Here is a 20027-nt window from a genome sequence, read left to right as displayed (position 1 = left end):
GGCTCGCGATCGTGAAGCGCCAACCGAAGCGCAGGTGTCGGATTCCGCGGCGCCCGCATACCGACCTCGACTATTTCTTCGGCCGGCTCGAACGGACCGAAGCAAAGCCCGACAACAATCGCAGCGGCGATCGCGGAGCGGGATCCTCCGTTCCGGCCGCCACCTCGACATTCAAATCTCTCTCTGGATCGAACCGATGAACGCGCACTGTCCGACTTGCCTGAAGGAAATGACCAAGGCGTCCGCCTCCGGCAACCTGTTCAACTGCGAGCCCTGCCGGGAGATCGTCCAGTATTTCGGCGGCCATGCCGAGCATGGCGACTCCGGCCCGCGCTTCACCTGGCCCATCCGTCGCAAGCGCGCCGCCCACAGCGCCCACGCGGCCTGATCCGGCGCAAGGGGCGACCGGCCGTCTCGCTGCCCGTCCGGCCGCGGGCAGGCCAGCCGCCCCCAGGGTTCGGGAAATCGCGGTGATCGGCCGCATGCTTAGAGACGTGCGGTGACGCAGCGTCCTTGCCACGTGGATTTGAGACTTCGCCGCCAAGCCAAGGCTTTGTCCCGAGGAACCTGCCGGAGGCGGGCGTCTCGAAGGACGGCCGCAGCGAAATCTCCACCGCGATATGCCAGCTACCCTGCCGCTTCGCCGGCATCTGCATCGCCTGCATCCGCCGTGATCCGTGGCGGGCGCACCACGGTGACCGTACAGGTCGCTTCCGAGGCGACCTTGGACGAGACGCTGCCGAGCAATGTGCGCCTGAGCGACCCCTGCCGCGCACCGATGATGACGTGGTCGATCTGGTTGGTCTCGCAGAATTCGAGGATCGCGGCGGCGGGATCGACTGCTTCCAGCACGTGGACCGACAGCCGGCCTTCATCCAGCTTGAGCGGCGTGGCCCAGTGCCTCAGCGCCACCAGACGGTCGACATGCTTGTTGGACCCCTGCTCGTCCAGGGTCCGGTCGATGGCAATGCGGTTGAGTTTCAGGACATTGATGCAGGCGAGCCGAGCCGAAGGCAGCGTCGCCAGAATGCGCTCGGTGGTGACGCGCAACGCCTCGTTCAGTTCCGGTGCGCCCTCGGTCGCATCGAGCGCAACCGCGAGGATCGGGCTCGAGGCGATCTGCGCCGCGACATCGGACTTCGCGCGCGGCAGCGTGACACCCTGGTTGAAGCGGCGGCGCCACACGACGCCGAGGGAATCGCGCTTCAGCCGCTCCGAACGCGCGGTGAGCTTGACCTGATCCGGATGGGCGAGATCGAAGGCGAGTTGCGAGGCGGTCGGATAGCGCCAGACCGGCTCGATCTCCAGGCACCGCAGCACCACCTCCTGGAGCCAGGGCGGATAATCCGGCCGCAGCCTGCGCGGCGGCTGCGGATCGCGCCACAGCCGGCGCCGCATCGCACGCAGCGTCTCGCCTTCGCCGAACGGTCGTTCGCCCGTGGTGAAGAAATAGAGCAGCACGCCGAGCGAGAAAAGATCGCTGCGCGGATCGTCGCGCACCCCGAGCAGCCGTTCCGGCGCCATGTAGGGCGCGGTGCCGTAAGGCAGGCGGAACTCCTCCTGCAGGAGGTCGGGCAGATGATTGTGGTGCGACAGGCCGTAGTCGATCAGCACCGCATCGCCTCCGTCGCGAAACATGATGCTGCTCGGCTTGATGTCGTGATGGATCACGTTCTGCCGGTGCAGGTCGGCGAGCGCCGTCGCGATCTTCACCACCAGCAGCCGCGCCTCCTCGTAGGGCAGCGGCAGGTCGGGCAGCCGCTTGTAGAGCGTGGTGCCGGAAATGCGCTCGATCACGACATAGGCCTGGTGGGCGAAATCCCCGGTGCCGAAACAGGCCGGGACGTGCATCCCCGCCAATCGCGGCAGGATCATCATCTCCATCTCGAAGGAGACGATCGCGGCGGGGTCCTCGCCTTCAGACACCCGCGGGATCTTCATCAGCAGCGGCACCTCGATGCCGGGATGGGTCACCGTCCACAGCGTCGCCATGCCGCCGGCATGGACGCATTCGCCGATGGTGTAGCCGTCGATCTCCGCACCGGGCTTGACCAGGGATTTCGGCATCGCGGTCAGCGCCCTTGCGAGAGCCGGTCGGCGAGCCAGTGCGGCAAGCCGTTCTCGCGGATGCGGCCCGCCGCCGTCTCGATGTCGTAGGGCACGCGGCAATAGGTGATCTGGCACGACGCGGTATCGAACAGCACGAACGCCGCGGCGGGATCACCGTCGCGCGGCTGGCCGACCGAGCCGAGCACCGCGAGCCATTGCCGCCCGCGCAGGAGTTGCACCGGCACGCCGGTCTTCGGCACGAAGCTCGTCATCTTCGCCGTCACCGACATGGAGTAGAGGGCGGGACGATGGATGTGGCCGCAGAAGGTGACATGGGCGGGTGTGGAGATCAGGCTCTTCGCGGCGTCCGCCGTCGCGCGGACATAGTGCCAGCGCTGCGGGTTGGAGGCCTCCGAATGCACGTAGAGGCGATCGCCGTCCTCGACCAGCATCGGCAGTTCTGCCAGAAAACGCCGCTGTGCCACATCGAGGCGTCCGCGGGTCCATTCGATCGCGGTCTGCGCCTCGGCGTTCATGGTCTCGGTCGTCGTGTTGACCGCCTCGTCATGATTGCCGCGTACCGCGATGGCGCCGTCCTCGACCAGCCTCATCGCGGTATCCACGACCCATTCCGGATCGGCGCCATAGCCGACGAAATCGCCGAGCATCACAAAGCGCTCGGCGCCGAGCCCCCGCGCCGCCTTCAGGCACGCCTCGAATGCCTGCCGATTGCCGTGGATGTCCGAGAAGACAGCGAGAAGCACGCACCCTCCACCCTCAAGGTCCTATCCGGAGGCGATAAGGCCGAATTGAGAGACATCAAGACCATGCGCCAGCGCGGCGCGGTTTTCCAGCGGCACCTGCCGCGATGGCGAATCTCGCTCTTGATCGGCTGGGCACCCGCGCGGCTCGTGCGGCCGGCGGCGATCTGCCGGGCTCACGAGGATTCAGCAGCAGGACTGCCGCATCCCCCGGATGACCTGACGACTCTTAATGTGCCGGCGATTGGAACGGAGGCCATACGGTTCCGGTTAACAGCAGAGCAAAGGAGTGAAACGTCATGAGCAAGGGTCATCACAAGGCAGCCGCTCATCCCCCCATCATCACCGTAGGCGAGCTCATCGACGAACTTTGCCGCCTGCCCGACACCGCCGTCGTTCACTTCCGCTGCCCGACGCTGGATCAGGACCTGACATTTTATCGCCTGCGAAAGCGCTCGAAGGATGCGGTCGAAATCGCGGTGAATCCATATCCGGAAAGCCCGCCGGTCGTGCCGTCGTCCGACCCCGCCTTTCACGCGCGCCGACGATCTGCATCGCCCGCTCCGGATTACAACGGCGACACTCTTCACAAGGCAAGAGGCTGACCGGTCGTCTGGCGCCCTCCAAGGAGGGCTAGCGGACTATCCTGCCTTCAACCCGCGCAGCAACAGCGCGAGCGTCGCGTCGACGCGGGCTGCCAGATCGGCATCTTTCCACTCGTCGGCGTGCGCCGGATGGTGGAAGCGGCTGGTCGAATCGAAGATCGCGCGCGCAGTCGTCTTGACGTCGGCGACGTCGAAAACGCCCTGCTTCACGCCATCGGACAGGATCGCCACGATCTGGTCGATCATGGTGTCCTTGTGACACCTGACGGCCGCGCAGGCCTCGCGCGCCAGCGTCAGGTAGGTTTCGAACATCTCGGGATCGTCGAGGACGCGCGAGCGCTTGGCGGCAAACAGCGTGCGCAGCCAGCGGTCGAGCCGCTCCGGCGCGGGCCCCTGCTCTTCCACGATCTGGAGCAGCGGCGCGTCGATGCGGTCGAGCCAGCGTTTGGCAACGGCCTCGCGCAGCGAAGCCTTGCTCGGGAAATGGCGGTAAACGCTGCCATGGCTCACATCGAGCGCACGGGCAACGTCGACCACGGTGGCTTTGGCAAGTCCGTAGCGCCGCAAAACGTCCTCGGTGACTTCGAGGATGCGCTCCGGCGTCAAGACAACGGCTTCATTCATGCCAGCACCTTGTTCCCGTCAGGGTTCATACGGCGGCGGCGCTATTTCCGAAGCGCCCCTGCCGGTCGTTCGGAAAGCTCGCGCCTCAATGAGGCAGTTTTGCAGCCTGCGCCGCGATCTGGCGCGCCACCAGTAAATTGAGCCAATGCCCAATCGTGCCGGTGAGATTGATGATTTCGGTCGTCATTTTCTTACATCTCCATTCGTCCACGGCCCTCGCCCTTCAATGACGACCCTCGACCCGAGAAAATTCCGGATGTCAGGCTCCCCCTGGAGGTGACCGCGGGATGCCCTAACCGAGCATCCGGAGACGGATATACTCCTCTCACTGACAGATTTCAATATCTGTCAGTCAGTGATCGGCAGCTGATAGTTAATTTTTTATTGCTGGACGGTTCCCGACGAAGAGACGGCCGGTTCCCCGCCGGCAGGGTCATGCCGCCATTGGCGTCCCTGGCCCAACGTCCCCAAAGAAAGTTGCCGAAACGAACTGGGCCAAGGACCTTGAGTGCCACATGGCGTTCTCCGACCTGCTGAACACCTGCCTCGACGTCCGCTTCATCGTGCCGCCGGCCTCGCTGACCGGGCTCGACCAGGTGCTCATCGCCCCGGAGAAGAACACCGAGATACCTCATCGATTCCGCGATCAAGCAGCGCTTCGACTGCGGCCACTTCAAGCACGTGGAAACGATCTTCAAGCGCGCGTTTGGCGAGCTGAGCGTCGATCCGCAGGGCGGATTGACACCACCCTTTCTCTCTCGCATCCCGGTGGCTACGCTGAGCGAACCCGCCCTACCAACAAGAAACGGATCTACTCCATGCCCATCGTCAACCGTGTTGCCGCCCTCTCCGACGAAATGGCCGCCTGGCGCCATGACTTCCACGAGAATCCGGAGCTGCTGTACGAAGTTCACCGCACCGCCGGCATCGTCGCCGACCGCCTGCGCGAGTTCGGCTGCGACGAGGTGGTGACGGGCATCGGCCGCACCGGCGTCGTCGGTGTGATCCGCGGCCGCAAGTCCGCGTCTGGCAAGACCATCGGCCTGCGCGCCGACATGGACGCGTTGCCGATCATGGAGACGTCGGGCGTCGCCTACGCGTCCAAGATCCCCGGCAAGATGCACGCCTGCGGCCATGACGGCCACACCGCGATGCTGCTGGGCGCCGCCAAATATCTTGCCGAGACACGCAATTTCGACGGTACCGCGGTCGTGATCTTCCAGCCCGCCGAGGAAGGCGGCGGTGGCGGCAAGGCCATGGTCGAAGACGGCCTGATGACCCGCTGGAACATCCAGGAAGTGTACGGCATGCACAACATGCCGGGGCTGGCCGAAGGTCATTTCGCGACCACGTCGGGCGCGATGCTCGCCTCCTCCGACAACATCCGCATCACCGTCCACGGCAAGGGCGGCCACGCCGGAGCCGGACCGCACAAAGCCGTCGACAGCGTGCTGATCGGCGCACAGATCGTCAACGCATTGCAGTCGATCGTGGCGCGCAACGTCGATCCGCTGAAGTCGGCGGTCATCTCGATCACGCAGTTCAACGCCGGCACCGCCTTCAACATCATCCCTGAAACCGCAGAGCTTGCCGGCACCGTCCGCACGCTCGACCCCGACGTGCGCGATCTCGTCGAGCGCCGCATCGGCGAAGTCGCCGAAAGCGTCGCGCGCGCCTATGGCGGCTCGGCCGAGACGAAGTACACGCGCATGTATCCGGTGACGATGAACCACGCCCGCGAGGCCGGGGTCGCTGCCGACGTCGCCCGCGACATCGTCGGTGCCGAGCGCGTCAACGACAAGTTCATTCCGATGATGGGCGCGGAGGACTTCTCGTTCATGCTGGAAGCGCGCCCCGGCGCGATGGTGCTGGTCGGCATGGGCGACGGCCACGAATGCCATCACCCGGCCTACGTCTTCAACGACAACATCCTCGGCCACGGCGCCTCGTTCTGGGTGCGCCTGATCGAGACGGCGATGCCGGCGGGCTAGGAGAGCAAGGTGGGTCGGCGACGAGCTGACCCACTCCTTTCCGCTCTCGGCGAGCGCCGCCATCGCGCATGTCCGAAGACCGGGTTCACGCCGCCCGAATTGCCGCGAAGAAGTTTTCGACTTCGGAGCGCAGCTCGGCGGCCTGGCCCGAAAGCTCCCTGGAGGCTGTCAGCAACTCGGACGCGGTGACGCCGGTCCTGCCTGCGGCGTGGCTCACCCCGCCGATATTGCTCGACACATCATGCGTTCCGCGCGCGGCCTCCTGGATATTGCGTGCGATCTCGGCGGTCGCCACGCCCTGCTGTTCGACCGCGGCCGCAATCGCGGTCGCGACCTCGTCGACGGAGGCGATGGTCGCGCCGATCTGGTGGATGACGCCGACGGACTCTCTGGTCGCGTCCTGGATCGAGAGCACCTGCTGGCTGATCTCGCCCGTCGCTTTCGCCGTCTGCTCCGCCAGCGCCTTCACTTCGGAAGCAACCACCGCGAAGCCGCGGCCGGCCTCACCCGCGCGCGCCGCCTCGATCGTGGCGTTCAGCGCCAGCAGATTGGTCTGCCCAGCAATCGTGCTGATCAACTCGACGACGTCTCCAATCCGCTGCGCCGCATTGGTCAGGCCTTCGATCGCCGCGCCTGACCGGCCCGCCTGATCGACGGCGACGCCGGCAATTCTGGTCGACTCGGACACCTGGCGGCCGATCTCCTTGATCGACGAGGACAGCTCCTCCGTCGAAGCCGCCACGGCCTGCACATTGGTCGATGCCTCCTCCGACGCTGCCGCCACCGCGCTCGACTGCTGCGTCGAACGTTCGGCGCTTTCGGCGAGCGTGTTGGCAACGCCGTGCAAGCCCGAAGCCGAGCTTGCAAGCCGTTCGAGGACGGTCTGGACCCGGCCGTCGAACCCCCGAATGGCCGCCGCGATCTTTTCCTGCTGCTGCTGCCTCTCGGCCAGCATCGCTTCCTGATACGCCGAGATCGCGATGTCCATGTCCAGCATCACGGCGGAGTTGAGTGCGGTCAGCACCTTGGTCATTCGTGCCGGCGTCCACCGGTACTTGCTGACGGCCAGTGCCACCAGCCGGCAGAGTACGAAATTGTAGCCGCCGATGTACCAGCGCGGTTCGAGGCCGATCTTGTTGTGAATCAGCCCGATCGTGCGCACGCCGTGCATGTAGTCGTGATCGAAGCGGCCGTTGAACAGACGCGCCCAATGCGAGCTCTGGGCCTTCTTCAACCGCGGCATGTCGTTGCCGATCAATACGGCCAGGCGTGGCTCGCTCGACAGATGGCGGTAGAAGCCTTCCAGAATATCCGGCAGCGCCTGCTCGACCGATCTCCAGAATTCACGCAGCAGTTCTCCGGTCTGCTCATCGATGCGCATGAAGCGCATGCGCGCGTCGCGATCCTGGCTCCCGTCATTCAACGTGGATGCGAGTGTCATCGATTGTGCCCTTTGCAATCTGGCGGGGACGAAACGCTGGAAACGAACAATCAGTCGGCAAGGTCAATGCCGGCGACTATCGGCTCTCTCGGTTAAGGTTGATTGAGCGCAGATCAACGCAGGTGAAGTCGACTTGATGCAGATCAATAATCCAGATCAACAAGAATGGCGTCCTGCATCGAAAGCGATGACCGCTGCGGATCTCGACGAGCAAGAGATTACCGGCACTGCATTTCAAGTTTTCCGCCGTCAGAATTTCGCGACAAAAGAGCTGTTGACTAAGAGAGAATGTTACTGATCATGGCGCCGCAATTGAAATCCGGAGAACCCGCAACGATGCGGCTGTGCACTGGCGACTTCAGCGAACGATGAAGGATATTTCGCCTTGTGCAAGCTGCCCGAGAAGTGGCGCTTCCGGATTTTGCCGCGCCGTTTTCGAGAGCGTGTCCCCTCCGGGATCGCTCGGCACATCCGACTGGCAGCATCACGTCGTGGTCCCTGCAGGAAGGCAGCTGCTCACCGCGAACCAGACGTCACCTGACATCTATGTCTTCTGCGCAGGCTGGGGATTTCGCTTCCTTCAGATGCCGGACGGCCGGCGGCAGATCCTCGGCTTCCTGCTGCCCGGCGATGTCCTGACCGGTTCGCTGTTCAGCGGACGCCTGCACTTTTCGGTGAAGGCTCTGACCGCGATCCAGGTCAGCACGATGAAGCGGGCGGAGATCGACGCCCGCGTCGCGATGAATTTGGACATCCTGTGGGCCGCCGCAGAATGCTGCGCGGGCGAGGCCAGGACCGCCGACGAAACGATCGCAGCACTCGGCCAGTTCTCCGCCGAGGAGCGCATCGCCCATCTGTTCCTGCAGCTCATGAAGCGGATCGCCAGCCGTAACGTGATACGCGACGAACGCTATCGCGTGCCGCTCCGCCAGCAGCACATCGCCGATGCCGTCGGCCTCACGCCGGTCCATGTCAGCCGCGTGCTCAGCGCCTTCCGCGAGCGCCGCATCGCGGACCTCTCGAACGGTGTGCTCGAAGTGCTCGATCTGCGCGAACTGCAACGCCTGGGGACTCTCGACGGAGCCTGAGGCTCAGCTTCCTGCGGACCCCGCCGCCCGGCGAGCGCGCCCCGGATCGCTCCGGATCACCGGTGTGCACTCGAACTCGCCGTAGGGAACGGGCCGACCGAACAGATATCCCTGTGCGAAATCGATTCCCATCGCGCGAACCTCCTCGAACTGAGACTCGGTTTCTATTCCCTCGGCGGTCACATCGATACCCAGTCCCTTGGCCAGCGCCACGGCGGACGCGATCACGGCGGCGCATTCCCGCCTGTGCAGGCCCTGGACGAAAGACTTGTCCAGCTTGATCTTGTCGAACGGAAAATTCGTCAGATAGCTCGCCGACGAAAATCCCGTACCGAAATCGTCCAGCACGAGCGTGGCGCCCATGGCTTTCAAGCGCCGAAACGTCTGGAGTTGCTCGGATTGCTGCTCGAGCAGAACCGTTTCGGTGACTTCGATCTGCAGCCGTTGCGGATTGAGACCCGATCGCAGCAGTGCGCGCATGACGACGTCGAACAGATTGCCGCGCTTGAACTGCGTGGCGGACACATTGACCGCGAGCTGAATGCCGGACGGCCAGGATGCCGCATCGAGGCAGGCCTGCTGAATGATCCATTCGCTGAGAGGCTGGATCAGGCCCGTACGCTCGGCCAGTGGAATGAACCGATCCGGCGCGATGAGGCCGTCGGCAGGATGGCGCCATCGCACCAGCGCTTCGGCCGTATGCACCGAACGGGTTTCGATGTCGAGAATGGGCTGGTAATGCAGCTCGAACTCCCGCGCTGAGATCGCACGACGCAAATCCGCTTCCAGAGCCTTCTCGCCCTTGACCGCCTCGAGCATTGCCGGCTGATACAGGCGATAGCCATCGCGGCCCGCCGCCTTGGCTTCGTAAAGCGCCAGATCAGCCTTCTTCAGGAGATCCGCCGGGCTCAAGCCGTGCTCCGGACAAAGCGCGATCCCGACGCTCGCGCTGATGTCGAGCGGCTGTCCTTCGACTCCGAACGGCTCGGCCATGACCTCGACGATACGGCGGCCGAGATCAAGGGCAGTCGTGCCGACGTCATCGCCGGCGTGCCGGACGATCACGAACTCGTCGCCACCGAGCCGTGCGACGAGGTCCTGCTCCGATGCGAGCGAGCGCAAGCGCGTGGCGACCTCCTTCAGCAGGTTGTCGCCGGTTTCGTGTCCGAACGTATCGTTGACACCCTTGAATCCGTCGAGGTCGATCAGGTGAACGCTCAAGCGGCCGGCTCGCGCGTCAGCCCCGGCACCGATCCTCGCCAGGTCGAACAGCGCATTCCGGTTCAGCAGGCCGGTCAGGGAATCGTGCGTGGCCGCGAACGAGAGTTGGGTTTCGGCCTGCTTCCTCGCCGTGATGTCGACGCGGATCGCCATGTAGGCGACGGGCTTGCCGTGCGGCCCCAACTGCGGCGTGATGACGGTATCCACCCAGTACAGCTTCCCGCCCTTCGCGCGATTGCAGAGCTCACCCCGCCAGACCTCCCCACTCGCAAGGCGGCGGTACATGTCGTGGAAGAGCTCCTTGGTGTGAAGGTCCGATTTCAGCAGGCGATGATTTTGCCCAATGAGCTCCTGGCGCGAATAGCCGCTGATCTCGCAGAAATTGTCGTTGACGTAATTGATGATGCCCTTCACGTCCGTGATCGCCACGATGACGGCCTGGTCGATGGCGTATTGCTTTTCGATCAGCTCCTGCATCGCTTCATTGGCATGGATCTCGATCAACCGCTCCTTGGTGATATCCCGATGCACCTCCACCAGGCCGCCGCCGGCGATCGGATGCCGCGAGACCGAAATGAACCGGCCATCGCGAAGCTCGTGAACGGACCGCAAGGTTTCTGCATCGATTTCTCCTCCGGCCTCACCGATCCGGTCCAGGGCTCCGTGCCAGTTGGTCCTGGTCTCGATGATCCGGTCCAGCGGCATCCCCGGCCTGACGTCGGCCCGCGTCAAACCGTACATGGCTGCGAACTGCTCGTTGCTGGTGATGACACGAAAATCCGGCGCGAACACGCACAGCCCCGCAGGCACGCTCTCGATCGCACGGTCGAGCACCGTCGCGGAATCCAGACGGCCAGCCAAAGGCACGATCCAAAGCAGCGCGGCGGATACCAGCAGCACATAGGTGGTCAAGCTGTCCGCGCCGATCCGCAGCAGTGCCGCCGCCATGAGCAGCAGCACGAGGCTCGCCAAACCACCAATTCTCTCCGAACGACTTAGTGACTGCATCAGAGGTCCCTCCCCGACCCCAATGCGAACACTCACTGGTCTAAGATGAACTTAAGATCGGAGCCTTGGCGCCCGACTGCGGCCGCAGGCTGTGGTTGCAGTAAATGTTTGAACCGGCCGATTGATCGGTGTTCTTAATCTGGATCAAGAATCCGCGTGCGGCGCGGCGGATCGAGGATGAACCATCGTGATGCGCAGGCTCATCCGCGATCTCGCGCTACGCGCGGTCCATGGCGCGCTACGTATGCACCACTTCGTGCCGCATCACGAACGGCGCGAGCAGCGTGCGCACCTCGCCCGTGACCACCTCGCGCTGGTCCGCGGGCACGCCTGTTAGCGTCACGGTCGCGATCGAGCCGTGACTGCCGTGCGCACCGACCTTGACCTTGCAGTCGATGCCGCGCGCGACGAGCGGTGAGAGCACCTTGGCGAACACGCGCTGGGCGGCATCCCAGCGGAGCTGCGGCTTGAAGACCTTGCCGACACCCGTCACCGGCATCGGATCGATCGGGACGATCTGCACAGGCACGGCGGCACGCTCCGGCGTGCGCTCGCGCACCCATGATTCAAGCTCACCCGGCTCGACCTTGGCGCCCGGCTTCAGCTGCACGTAACCGATGGGCAGCTCACCCGCATAGGCATCGGGCTGGCCGACCACCGCGGCGAAGCCGACGGCGGGATGGCGGAACATGATCTCCTCGATCGGAGCCGGATCGATGTTGTGGCCGCCGCGGATCACCAGATCCTTGGCGCGGCCTGTGATCCAGAGATAGCCCTCGGCGTCGAGCCGGCCGAGATCTCCGGAGTTGACCCAGACTTCGTCGACGAAGGCGCCCTTGTTGTGCTCATCGTTGAGATAGCCGCCGAAGACGCCGGGACCGGCCATGGCGACGACGCCGATTTCGTCCGGCGCACAATCGCGGATCAGGCGGCCGTCGGCATCGAGCTGCACGACGCGCACGCGCGCGTAAGGCATCGGCAGGCCGACCGAACCGAGCCGGATCGGCCGCGAGGGATAGGCCAGCGTATGGACGCTCGACGTCTCGGTCATGCCGTAGACCTCGACCACCGGCAGCTTGAGCTTGTCCTGGATCGCGGAGCCCACGGCGACCGGAATCGCCGAGCCGCCGCCCGCGGCATATTTCAGGCTGGAGATGTCGGCATGGCCCGGCGGCACCGCGAGCGTCGCCGCCAGCACCGTCGGCACGCTCGACAGCGCCTCCGGCTTGAAGCGCTCGACCAGCCCCCAGATGTTCTTCACCGAGTTCGGGTTGCGCCATCCACCCGGCGACAGCACGACGAGCGAACCGCCGCTCGACAGCATCGTCAGCACCTGCGTCAGCGATCCGCCGACATGAAACAGCGGCATGCCGAACAACAGGTTCGCCCCGGGCTTCGACTGCAGCAGCAGGTTGAGCGCCCAGGCCTGGTAGACCTGATTGGCGTGGGTATGCCGCACCAGCTTCGGCGTGCCGGTGGTGCCGCCGGTGTGGAAATAGGCGGCGATGTCGCTACCGAGAATCTTGCGGCCGCTGACGAGCCGGTCGGCGGGCTGCTGCTTGATGAGATCGTTGAACGCATGGATCCCATTCGCGGGGTCGCCGCCGCCGACCACCTGCACGATCGCCTTGAGGTGCTTGAGCCGCGGCCTGATCTGCTCGACCTTCTGCCAGATGTCGGTGCCCGGCATCGGCCCGAGCGCCACCAGGATCTTGGTGTTCGCCGCCTCCAGGATTTCCGCGATCTGGTGCGGCTCGAGCAGCGGATTGACGGGATTGGCGATGCCGGCGGCTTCGGCGCCGAACAGCGTCACGAAGGCATCGGGCAACAGCGGCAGCATGAAGCTGATGACGTCGCCCTTCTCCGCTCCAAGCGCATGAAACATGTTGGCGGCCTGCGTCACGCGCGCGATGAAATCGCTGTAGGTCACCTTGAGCGGCGTGTCGGCCGGATCGGCGTTCTGCAGAAACTGGATCGCGGCCCCGTCGGGGTTGCGCGCGGCACCGAGCTTGATCGCATCGAAGGTGCTCTCCGCCGCGACGCGGTCCGCGTAAGGGACCTTTTCGAAGGCCCGGACCGCCTCGTCCGTTGCCAGATCCGGATAGTCGTTGCCGATCAGCCGATCGAGCGCGTGAATGCCCGCCATGGAATTCCGTCCTCCCTCATGTCCATTCCCCGCCGCCTGTCTTTTGACATTGGTTCAGGCGAGGCCTCATCGCGCCCGGCATTGCCGGGAGCGGATCGAGGACCGACAGAATGATGGATGATTTGGCGTTCGTCCATTCCAATGCGGCAACCGGTCCCGGCTCGAGCCCGGCTTGAACCTTCCCACCCGATCGGAGGACCAAAGGCTGGCACCATTTTCGACGCGAAATGCCGTGCCGTGAAACGCGAGGACAACATGACGACGCCCCTGCGCGACCGGATCGCGCGGCTGATCGCCGCGCTCGCGATCGGGGCAGCGATCACGCTGCCTGGAGGCGCCGGCGCCGAAGAGAACCAGATCGACAAGATGCGCGCGAAGGTCTCGGCTCTCGCCGGCACCATGATGGAGAAGCTGGGCGGGTCCCGCATCGACTACAGGGTCGACACCGACGGACTGCGCGAGGCCGTCCTCACTGATCTGCGCGACGACGTCTACAGGAACCTTCGGGAAGGCCGCATCGCCTTTTCCGGCCTTGCGATCCACGACGGCAGCGTCGAGGTCCGGATCGCCGATGCCGGGAGCCGCGATCAGTTCTTGCGCAAGCTCGCGTCGGACGCGACGCCTGCTCGTGCGCCCGGCACGGCCGACGGCGGCGACGGCCTGATCCGATTGACACCCTCGGATACCGCCTTCGCCAGCCGGCTGCACGAGCTGGTCGACGACTCCATCGCCATGATCGAGCAGCGCCTCAAGGACGACGGCGTCAAGTTCGCCAGCGTCCAGCCGGACGGGCCGGACCGGATCCGCATCTTCCTGCCCGGCGTCATGGAGCCCGAGCACACGACCGCGATTTTCGCCAGGAAGGTCACGGTCAGCTTCCGCCTGATCGATGTCTCGATACCGGCGGAGCAGGCGCAAGCCGGCTCGCCTCCGCCGAACGCGGAAGTCCTGCTCGGCAGCAAGGACCAGCGCCCCTATCTGGTCACGAAGGACATCGTCCTCGGAGGCGACGACATCAGCTATGCCGGCCCCGGCTATGCGACCGGCACCCAGGATCCGATCGCCTCGTTCCACTTCAACGGGCGCGGAACGCGGCGCTTCGCCCACATCACCGCGGAGAATGTGGGAAGACCGTTCGCCATCGTTCTTGACGACAAGGTGATCTCCGCCCCCGTGATCCGCGAACCGATCACGGGCGGCTCCGGTCAGATCTCCGGTAATTTCACCCTGGAGGAAGCCAACAGCGTCGCCATGATGCTGCGGGCCGGCTCGCTGCCGGGCCACCTGACCCTCGTCGCGCAACAAATCGTGCAACCTGCCGCCAAGCCATGAGGCGGGACGACACGATGGCCTTCCGTACGTCCGGGGCGGTCGGCGAATCCGAAGCCTGCGCCGAAGTCCCCGAATCACGGTCGCCGCGGTCATGGACGCAACCTACGGGCAATTGCCGAAATCACCATTCGGGATAGAATTTGCCTCTTGCGGAATGACGACGGAAGATTCCATTCAAGCGGTCGTCATTCGATTTCGGCTATACGTTCCAGAGTATCGACCAGTACTGAAGGCCTTACGCGGGGATAATACCATGCCGTCCGGCAGCGCAGACATTTCGTCGATCCTCGACCGCATTCTCAATGCGGCAACGGATAATCTCAGGATCGCGAAGATCCTGGTCCAGATGGGCCTCGATCCAAACGACGTCACCTGGGACGCGATCTTCAACCGGCTGCTCGAGATCTTCGTCCACAACATCACGCTGGCCAATATGTTCGCCGCGGTCGGCGCCGGCTTCTTCGTTGCCACCCTCCTGATGCGGACGATGGTGCCGCTGCGCGTCGCCAACATGATCGGCTGCGCTTTCTTCGCTCTTTTCGGCGCGCTCTCGGCCAACGTCTCGACATTCCTGCTTTATCTGCTGCTGCTCCCGATCAACGCCTTGCGCCTGCGGCAGATGCTCAAGCTCGTCAAGAAGGCGCGCCACGCCGCCGAAGGCGACATGTCGATCGAATGGCTCAAGCCGTTCATGACCGAACGCAAATATCGCCACGGCGATACGCTCTTCAAGCTCGGCGACCCCGCCAAGGAGATGCTCCTCACGGTCACCGGCAAATTCCTGGTCAAGGAGATCAACGTCGAGATCCCGCCCGGCGCGCTGATGGGCGAGCTCGGCTTCCTCACGCCGGACAACCGGCGGACCGGAACGATCGAATGCATCGAGGACGGACAGGTGCTGACGATCACCTACGACCGGCTGCTCGAGATCTACTTCCAGGACCCGCAATTCGGCTACTATTTCCTGGTCCTGACCAGCCAGCGCCTGCTGCAGAACATCGATCGCCTGCAGAAGCAGCTGGCCTCGGCACGCGCGACCACGACCAACAGGATCGCCTGAACCGGGCAGCCGATATGTTGCCACCCGGCTTGTGGTAGCCGCCCGGTCCGGCGATCGGGCGTCGGTGCAGCACCGAGCGCCCTCAGCTCAGCAACAGCGCCATACCGGGATCACCTTTCTCCATCGCACGCCGATAGGCCGGGCGTCTCCGATACGCCCCAGATATTTGATCACGTTCGGACACCGCGACAGATCATAGGGCTGGAAGTAGCGCATCGTGGTCAGCGAAAAGCCCATCATGATGTCGGCGGTGGTGAAGGCGCTGCCCGCCAGATACTCCGCCGCCGCCACCCTCGCATCGACCAGATCGAACGCGCGATCGACGCGTCCCCTGGTCGCGACCAGCATCGGATTGTCCTCTGCGAGTTTCAGCCGGTTCAGGATCATCAGCCGCCCCATGCCGGCTTGCAATGTCCCATTGGCGAAGTGAAACCAGTAAAGGAATTGAGCGAAATCGAGATCCTCGGGCGTGAGCGCAAGACGCCCCTTGCCATATCTGGCCATGATGTAGTCGACGATGGCGCCGGACTCGGCGAGCACGAGATCGCCATCGGTGATGACCGGCGCCGCCCCGATCGGGTGCAGCGCCTTGTATTCGGGCGGTGCCAGGATGGTCACGGGATCGCGCGTGTAGCGCTTCAGCTCGTAGGGAAGTTCCAATTCCTCGCACAGCCAGACGATGCGTTCGGATTGCGACTTGCCGAGGTGATGGACGGTAAGCATGGCGCCTCCTGCGACTGCGAATTGGATCCGTCGTGACGTCGTATCCTACAGTGTCATTGCCGGCGAAGCATCTCGCAGTCGGGCCCGCGCGACGTCACGCCGACGACGCGGCGGACAGCATTGCGGCGCGCTCCTGAGGCGAGGTTGGGCCTAGCCCGCCTCGTCGGTCACCATCCGCGCCACGACGCGGTCGCGGCGGATGAAGTGGTGCCAGAGAGCAGCGCCGAGGTGAACCACGATCAGCGCGAGCAGCACATAAGCAAAGAGAATGTGGCGATCCTCGTAGACACCCGCCGCGGCGCGGTCCGGCGAGGTGAATTGCGGCACATGAAACAGGCCGAAGAAGTCCGAGTAGTTCGGCGAGCGCGCGCCGGAATGGGCCCAGCCCAGCATCGCGACCACGATGACGGCAAGATAGAGCGCACCATGGCTGACATGGGCGGCGATCTTCTGCCAACGCGAGGTCTCGGGCGGCAGGGCGGGCGTCGGGTTCACGGCTCGCCAGATGAGGCGGATGACGGTGAGAAGCAGGATCACATAACCGATATCGGCATGGATCGAGCGATAGAAGAACCGGTCGGGACGTGCCGGGATGTGATTCATCCACCAGCCGAATGCGATCATGCCGATGATGGCGACTGCCAATCCCCAATGCAGCCACCGGGACACGCTGCCCCAACCGGTCTTCGTGTTTCTGATCATGTCAGTTTTCCCCGGAAAAGCCTGCGGATGTCCCCACTGCGGCGCGGCATCGCTGCTGATAGCGGGAAAATGCGGCAAGCGCGAAATGGAATCGTTCCAAACCGACTTCCCGGCCCGGCCGCCGCAAAACGGCCCCAAAAACCGAATGGTAACCATGGCTGGCTAGGGTGACCACGTGAGCAATTCCCCGACGATCCTGGTGTTCGATTCCGGTCTTGGCGGTCTCACGGTGCTCCGTGAGGTCGTGGCCGCGCGCCCGGATGCCCACTACGTCTATGTCGCGGACGACGCCTTCTTCCCTTACGGACACCACACCGAGGACGAAATCATCGCCCGCGTGGTGCCGTTGATGGGGGAAATGATCGGAACGCACGATCCTGACCTCGTCGTCATCGCCTGCAATACGGCCTCGACCCTTGTCCTATCGCATCTGCGCGCCGCTTATTCCGTGCCGTTCGTCGGAACCGTGCCGGCGATCAAGCCGGCCTGCGCGCGATCGAAGACCCGGCGCGTCTCGGTGCTCGGCACCAAGGGGACGGTCAAGCGCGAATACACCAAGGCGTTGATCCGCGATTTCGCACAGGGTTGCGAGGTGACGCTGGTCGGCTCGCCCGAGCTCGCCTCGCTCGCCGAACGCGCACTGGGCGGCAATCCGATCAGCGACCGCGACATCCTCGCCGAACTCACCCCCTGCTTCGTCGGCGATCCCAAGGACGCGGGCGCGCGCACCGATACCGTCGTGCTGGCCTGCACGCATTATCCGCTGCTGCTGGACCGGCTGACGACGCTCGCGCCCTGGCCGGTCGAATGGATCGATCCTGCCCCCGCGATCGCCCGCCGCGTATCGGATCTGCTCGGTCCACGCAGCGGCGACATCGCGCAGTCCGGCGCCGAGATGATCTTCACCTCGAACCGCACGCACGGGCTTGCGGCCGCGCTGACGCCGTTCTTCGGCGGCCGCGTGCCGGCGTAGAGGGCTGACGCGGCTCGGGCTCCGACGCGATTTCGCGCATGGAGGCCGCCTTTTCCGGTTCGCGACGCGCTGATAGGCTTGGCCGCCGTCATCTTGCCCCCAGGTTGATCCCATGCAGGTCCCGTCAACGCCGCTCAATCGCCTCCGGCAGCTCTGGCGCGAGGGGCGCCCCGCCTTCGGTGCGATCGCGACGATTCCCAGCGTGCAGCTGGTGCAGATCATGGCGCGCTCGCTCGACTGGATCATCGTCGATCTCGAACACGGGCCGATCGGTCTCACAGAGGCGCATGCGATGATCGCCGCCACGACGGGAACGCCGTGCACGCCGCTGGTGCGCATCGCCGCGAACGAGCCATGGCTTGCGAAAGCCCCGATGGACATCGGCGCCTTCGGCATCAACTTCCCGATGATCACCAACCATGCCGAGGCCGAAAAGGCGGTGCGCAGCGTGCGCTACCCGCCGCGCGGCGATCGCCTCTGGGGTCCCTTCCACGCGCCGTTCCGGTGGGGCCAGTCGATGCCCGACTACATGGCCGCAGCCGACGACGAGATGATCTGCATGATCACGATCGAGCATGTCGACGCCGTCGACCGCATCGACGAGATCATGGCCACGCCCGGCATCGACGTCGCCGTGATCGGCCCCGGCGATCTGGCCACCTCCATCAACAAGCGCGGGCAGATGGATGATCCGGAGTTGCTGCAGCTGATCGCGCGCGCCGAGGCCGGCATCCTCCGCAGCGGCGTGCCGATCGGCGGCGTGGCGCGCAGCGCCGACCAGGCCAATGCCCTGATCGACCGCGGCTACCGCGCGATCGCGCTGGGTTTCGACTGGTCGCTATTCCAGCGCGGCATCATGGCCGCATTCGACGGGATCAAGCGCTGACAGGCCGGCCGCGGCCGGTCTTGCCGCGAACGACGGCGCTGCTAGGCTCGGCTGTTTCAGGGAGGAAACAATCGTGCTCAAAAAAACCTTGCTCGCTCTGACCTTTGCCGGCTTCGCCTTCGCGGCCTACGCTCAGCAGCCCGGCATCAAGCGGACCCCGCTCCAGAAGATCGATTTTCCGGACGGCTATACGACGGTGACCGCGATCGCCGAACTGCCGCCGGGCGGCGCTGCCGGACGTCACACCCATCCGGGAGTCGAGACCGGCTACGTCATGGAGGGAGAGGTCGACCTCCTCATCGATGGCCAGCCGGACAAGCTCCTGAAAGCGGGCGATTCCTACGTGATCCCGGCGGGTGTCGTCCATGACGCCAAAACTCACGGTGAGAAGCCCTTGAAAATCCTAGGTATTTATATTTTCGACAAGACCAAGCCGCTGGCCACGCCGGCGAAGTGACGCGGCGAACCGACCGGCCCCAAGCGGGTTGGTTCGTGCTAGAGCATGCGGCGAGCGGGGAAGTCCCCTCGCCGCACCTATTTCAGTCTGCGGGAACCGGAGAACGATGCGCGGTCAACCAAAGAAGATATCGCTGCCGCGGCGTCTGATCTTCGACCTCATGCGCGCCTCGATGGGGGTGCCGTTCGTTTCGCTGTCCCGCCCGCTCCATATCAAGCCCCTGCTCGAGGCCCGCTCCGAGGCACTCACACCGGCCGGCTGGGCCGCCATGTTCGTCAAGGCCTTCGCCATCGTCGCCAAGGACGAGCCGGTGCTGCGGACCGTCTACGCCAAATGGCCGTGGCCGACGCTCTACGAGCTGCCCAAGAGCGTCGCGCTGGTGGCGATCGCCCGGGTCGAGGATGGCGAGGAATGCGTGCTGCCGCAGCGAATCGCTGCCCCCGAAGCCATGTCCCTCGCCGACGTGGACGCCCAGATCCGGCACGCCAAGACCGCGCCGATCGAGGATGTGCCGATGTTCCGCAAGATCATGCGGGCCACCCGCCTGCCGCTGCCGCTGCGGCGGCTGTCCTGGGCCGTGGGGCTGAATTTCGGCCGGCAGCGGGGCAACTGGTTCGGCAGCTTCTCGGTGACCTCCGTCGCCGCTTATGGCGGCGGGGAGCTCCATGCGGTCACTCCGGGCCCCTTCATCGTCAGCTATGGCACGGTCAGACCCGACCAGAGCATCCATGTCGTGATCCGCTGGGACCACAGGGTCACCGACGCGGCCCCGATCGCCCGGGTCCTGACCCGGCTGGAACAGGTCCTGAACGCTGAAATCGCTGCCGAATTGCGGGCAACCGGGTCGAAACCGATCCGCGCGATCCGGACGTGATTTTAGGGCTCCTCGCATTGACAGAACGGCCCGAACTCCCCTAAAAGCCGCCTGCTCGCGGGCCGATTTCGGCCCGCGAAGCGTTT

The 20027-nt window shown here is 64.8% G+C and carries 18 protein-coding genes and 1 pseudogene; 11 read left to right on the top strand and 8 right to left on the bottom strand.

Features of this window, described 5'->3' with window-relative positions; genetic code table 11:
* Positions 1–196 precede the first annotated feature (196 nt).
* Positions 197–388 (top strand): hypothetical protein, encoded by a 192-nt coding sequence (locus QM712_RS26840; RefSeq protein WP_415026168.1) that lies wholly within the window; start codon positions 197–199, stop codon positions 386–388.
* A gap of 239 nt (positions 389–627) precedes the next feature.
* Here QM712_RS26840 and QM712_RS26835 read toward each other — a convergent pair whose 3' ends face one another.
* Complete coding sequence (locus QM712_RS26835; protein WP_415026167.1) at positions 628–2067, bottom strand: protein kinase domain-containing protein; 1440 nt, start codon at positions 2065–2067, stop codon at positions 628–630.
* Between the two features lie 5 nt (positions 2068–2072).
* Complete coding sequence (locus tag QM712_RS26830) at positions 2073–2813, bottom strand: metallophosphoesterase family protein (RefSeq protein ID WP_415026166.1); 741 nt, start codon at positions 2811–2813, stop codon at positions 2073–2075.
* A gap of 296 nt (positions 2814–3109) precedes the next feature.
* Between QM712_RS26830 and QM712_RS26825 the strand changes: the two genes are divergently transcribed.
* The gene (locus QM712_RS26825; RefSeq protein WP_415026165.1) at positions 3110–3415 is read left to right on the top strand and encodes a hypothetical protein; all 306 of its coding nucleotides are present in this window, start codon (positions 3110–3112) and stop codon (positions 3413–3415) included.
* A 36-nt stretch (positions 3416–3451) separates the two neighbouring features.
* Here the strand turns inward: QM712_RS26825 and QM712_RS26820 are convergent, their stop codons facing one another.
* Positions 3452–4039 (bottom strand): TetR family transcriptional regulator, encoded by a 588-nt coding sequence (locus tag QM712_RS26820; RefSeq protein ID WP_415026164.1) that lies wholly within the window; start codon positions 4037–4039, stop codon positions 3452–3454.
* A gap of 818 nt (positions 4040–4857) precedes the next feature.
* Between QM712_RS26820 and QM712_RS26815 the strand changes: the two genes are divergently transcribed.
* Positions 4858–6030, top strand: a complete 1173-nt coding sequence (locus QM712_RS26815) for a M20 aminoacylase family protein (protein WP_415026163.1) — start codon at positions 4858–4860, stop codon at positions 6028–6030.
* An 85-nt stretch (positions 6031–6115) separates the two neighbouring features.
* Here QM712_RS26815 and QM712_RS26810 read toward each other — a convergent pair whose 3' ends face one another.
* A complete protein-coding gene (locus QM712_RS26810; RefSeq protein WP_415026162.1) occupies positions 6116–7471 on the bottom strand; it encodes a protoglobin domain-containing protein in 1356 nt (451 codons plus the stop codon).
* Between the two features lie 133 nt (positions 7472–7604).
* Between QM712_RS26810 and QM712_RS26805 the strand changes: the two genes are divergently transcribed.
* Together QM712_RS26805 and QM712_RS26800 are read left to right on the top strand one after the other, a co-directional pair.
* Positions 7605–7769: a hypothetical protein gene (locus tag QM712_RS26805; RefSeq protein WP_415026161.1), complete on the top strand. Its 165-nt coding sequence runs from the start codon at positions 7605–7607 to the stop codon at positions 7767–7769.
* 145 nt (positions 7770–7914) lie between these two features.
* Positions 7915–8559, top strand: a complete 645-nt coding sequence (locus QM712_RS26800; RefSeq protein WP_415026160.1) for a Crp/Fnr family transcriptional regulator — start codon at positions 7915–7917, stop codon at positions 8557–8559.
* A 3-nt stretch (positions 8560–8562) separates the two neighbouring features.
* On the opposite strand, the gene QM712_RS26795 is transcribed toward QM712_RS26800, so the two are convergent.
* Both QM712_RS26795 and QM712_RS26790 read right to left on the bottom strand, forming a co-directional pair.
* The gene (locus QM712_RS26795; RefSeq protein ID WP_415026159.1) at positions 8563–10788 is read right to left on the bottom strand and encodes a putative bifunctional diguanylate cyclase/phosphodiesterase; all 2226 of its coding nucleotides are present in this window, start codon (positions 10786–10788) and stop codon (positions 8563–8565) included.
* 238 nt (positions 10789–11026) lie between these two features.
* A complete protein-coding gene (locus QM712_RS26790; protein ID WP_415026158.1) occupies positions 11027–12934 on the bottom strand; it encodes an acyl-CoA synthetase in 1908 nt (635 codons plus the stop codon).
* 255 nt (positions 12935–13189) lie between these two features.
* Between QM712_RS26790 and QM712_RS26785 the strand changes: the two genes are divergently transcribed.
* Together QM712_RS26785 and QM712_RS26780 are read left to right on the top strand one after the other, a co-directional pair.
* Complete coding sequence (locus QM712_RS26785; protein WP_415026157.1) at positions 13190–14266, top strand: SecDF P1 head subdomain-containing protein; 1077 nt, start codon at positions 13190–13192, stop codon at positions 14264–14266.
* Positions 14267–14519: 253 nt separating this feature from the next.
* Positions 14520–15326 (top strand): Crp/Fnr family transcriptional regulator, encoded by an 807-nt coding sequence (locus QM712_RS26780; RefSeq protein WP_415026156.1) that lies wholly within the window; start codon positions 14520–14522, stop codon positions 15324–15326.
* Between the two features lie 82 nt (positions 15327–15408).
* Here QM712_RS26780 and QM712_RS26775 read toward each other — a convergent pair.
* Positions 15409–16049, bottom strand: a pseudogene (locus tag QM712_RS26775) (glutathione S-transferase family protein).
* A 150-nt stretch (positions 16050–16199) separates the two neighbouring features.
* A complete protein-coding gene (locus QM712_RS26770; RefSeq protein ID WP_415026155.1) occupies positions 16200–16751 on the bottom strand; it encodes a cytochrome b in 552 nt (183 codons plus the stop codon).
* A 175-nt stretch (positions 16752–16926) separates the two neighbouring features.
* Here QM712_RS26770 and murI point away from each other — a divergent pair, with 175 nt between their 5' ends.
* From murI to QM712_RS26750, 4 genes are all read left to right on the top strand, one after another.
* A complete protein-coding gene (gene murI, locus QM712_RS26765) occupies positions 16927–17724 on the top strand; it encodes a glutamate racemase (protein WP_415026154.1) in 798 nt (265 codons plus the stop codon).
* Between the two features lie 112 nt (positions 17725–17836).
* On the top strand, positions 17837–18610 hold the full coding sequence (locus tag QM712_RS26760) for an HpcH/HpaI aldolase family protein (RefSeq protein ID WP_415026153.1): 774 nt from the start codon (positions 17837–17839) through the stop codon (positions 18608–18610).
* A gap of 73 nt (positions 18611–18683) precedes the next feature.
* On the top strand, positions 18684–19067 hold the full coding sequence (locus QM712_RS26755) for a cupin domain-containing protein (RefSeq protein ID WP_415026152.1): 384 nt from the start codon (positions 18684–18686) through the stop codon (positions 19065–19067).
* 106 nt (positions 19068–19173) lie between these two features.
* Positions 19174–19941 (top strand): acyltransferase, encoded by a 768-nt coding sequence (locus QM712_RS26750; RefSeq protein ID WP_415026151.1) that lies wholly within the window; start codon positions 19174–19176, stop codon positions 19939–19941.
* The last annotated feature ends 86 nt before the right edge of the window (positions 19942–20027 follow it).

It is taken from the genome of Bradyrhizobium sp. (assembly GCF_047605465.1).
Lineage (GTDB): Bacteria > Pseudomonadota > Alphaproteobacteria > Rhizobiales > Xanthobacteraceae > Bradyrhizobium.
Note: the sequence above shows the minus strand (reverse complement) of the source record. Positions and strands in the feature narration are given on the sequence as shown.

What these genes read in the sequence shown, in the direction of transcription:
- QM712_RS26790 (WP_415026158.1), bottom strand. Translation starts at nt 12,934, where the DNA reads ATGGCGGGCATTCACGCGCTCGATCGGCTGATCGGCAACGACTATCCG.
- QM712_RS26780 (WP_415026156.1), top strand. Translation starts at nt 14,520, where the DNA reads ATGCCGTCCGGCAGCGCAGACATTTCGTCGATCCTCGACCGCATTCTC.
- QM712_RS26820 (WP_415026164.1), bottom strand. Translation starts at nt 4,039, where the DNA reads ATGAATGAAGCCGTTGTCTTGACGCCGGAGCGCATCCTCGAAGTCACC.
- QM712_RS26825 (WP_415026165.1), top strand. Translation starts at nt 3,110, where the DNA reads ATGAGCAAGGGTCATCACAAGGCAGCCGCTCATCCCCCCATCATCACC.
- QM712_RS26785 (WP_415026157.1), top strand. Translation starts at nt 13,190, where the DNA reads ATGACGACGCCCCTGCGCGACCGGATCGCGCGGCTGATCGCCGCGCTC.
- QM712_RS26810 (WP_415026162.1), bottom strand. Translation starts at nt 7,471, where the DNA reads ATGACACTCGCATCCACGTTGAATGACGGGAGCCAGGATCGCGACGCG.
- QM712_RS26795 (WP_415026159.1), bottom strand. Translation starts at nt 10,788, where the DNA reads ATGCAGTCACTAAGTCGTTCGGAGAGAATTGGTGGTTTGGCGAGCCTC.
- QM712_RS26750 (WP_415026151.1), top strand. Translation starts at nt 19,174, where the DNA reads ATGCGCGGTCAACCAAAGAAGATATCGCTGCCGCGGCGTCTGATCTTC.
- QM712_RS26760 (WP_415026153.1), top strand. Translation starts at nt 17,837, where the DNA reads ATGCAGGTCCCGTCAACGCCGCTCAATCGCCTCCGGCAGCTCTGGCGC.
- QM712_RS26770 (WP_415026155.1), bottom strand. Translation starts at nt 16,751, where the DNA reads ATGATCAGAAACACGAAGACCGGTTGGGGCAGCGTGTCCCGGTGGCTG.
- QM712_RS26835 (WP_415026167.1), bottom strand. Translation starts at nt 2,067, where the DNA reads ATGCCGAAATCCCTGGTCAAGCCCGGTGCGGAGATCGACGGCTACACC.
- QM712_RS26840 (WP_415026168.1), top strand. Translation starts at nt 197, where the DNA reads ATGAACGCGCACTGTCCGACTTGCCTGAAGGAAATGACCAAGGCGTCC.
- QM712_RS26815 (WP_415026163.1), top strand. Translation starts at nt 4,858, where the DNA reads ATGCCCATCGTCAACCGTGTTGCCGCCCTCTCCGACGAAATGGCCGCC.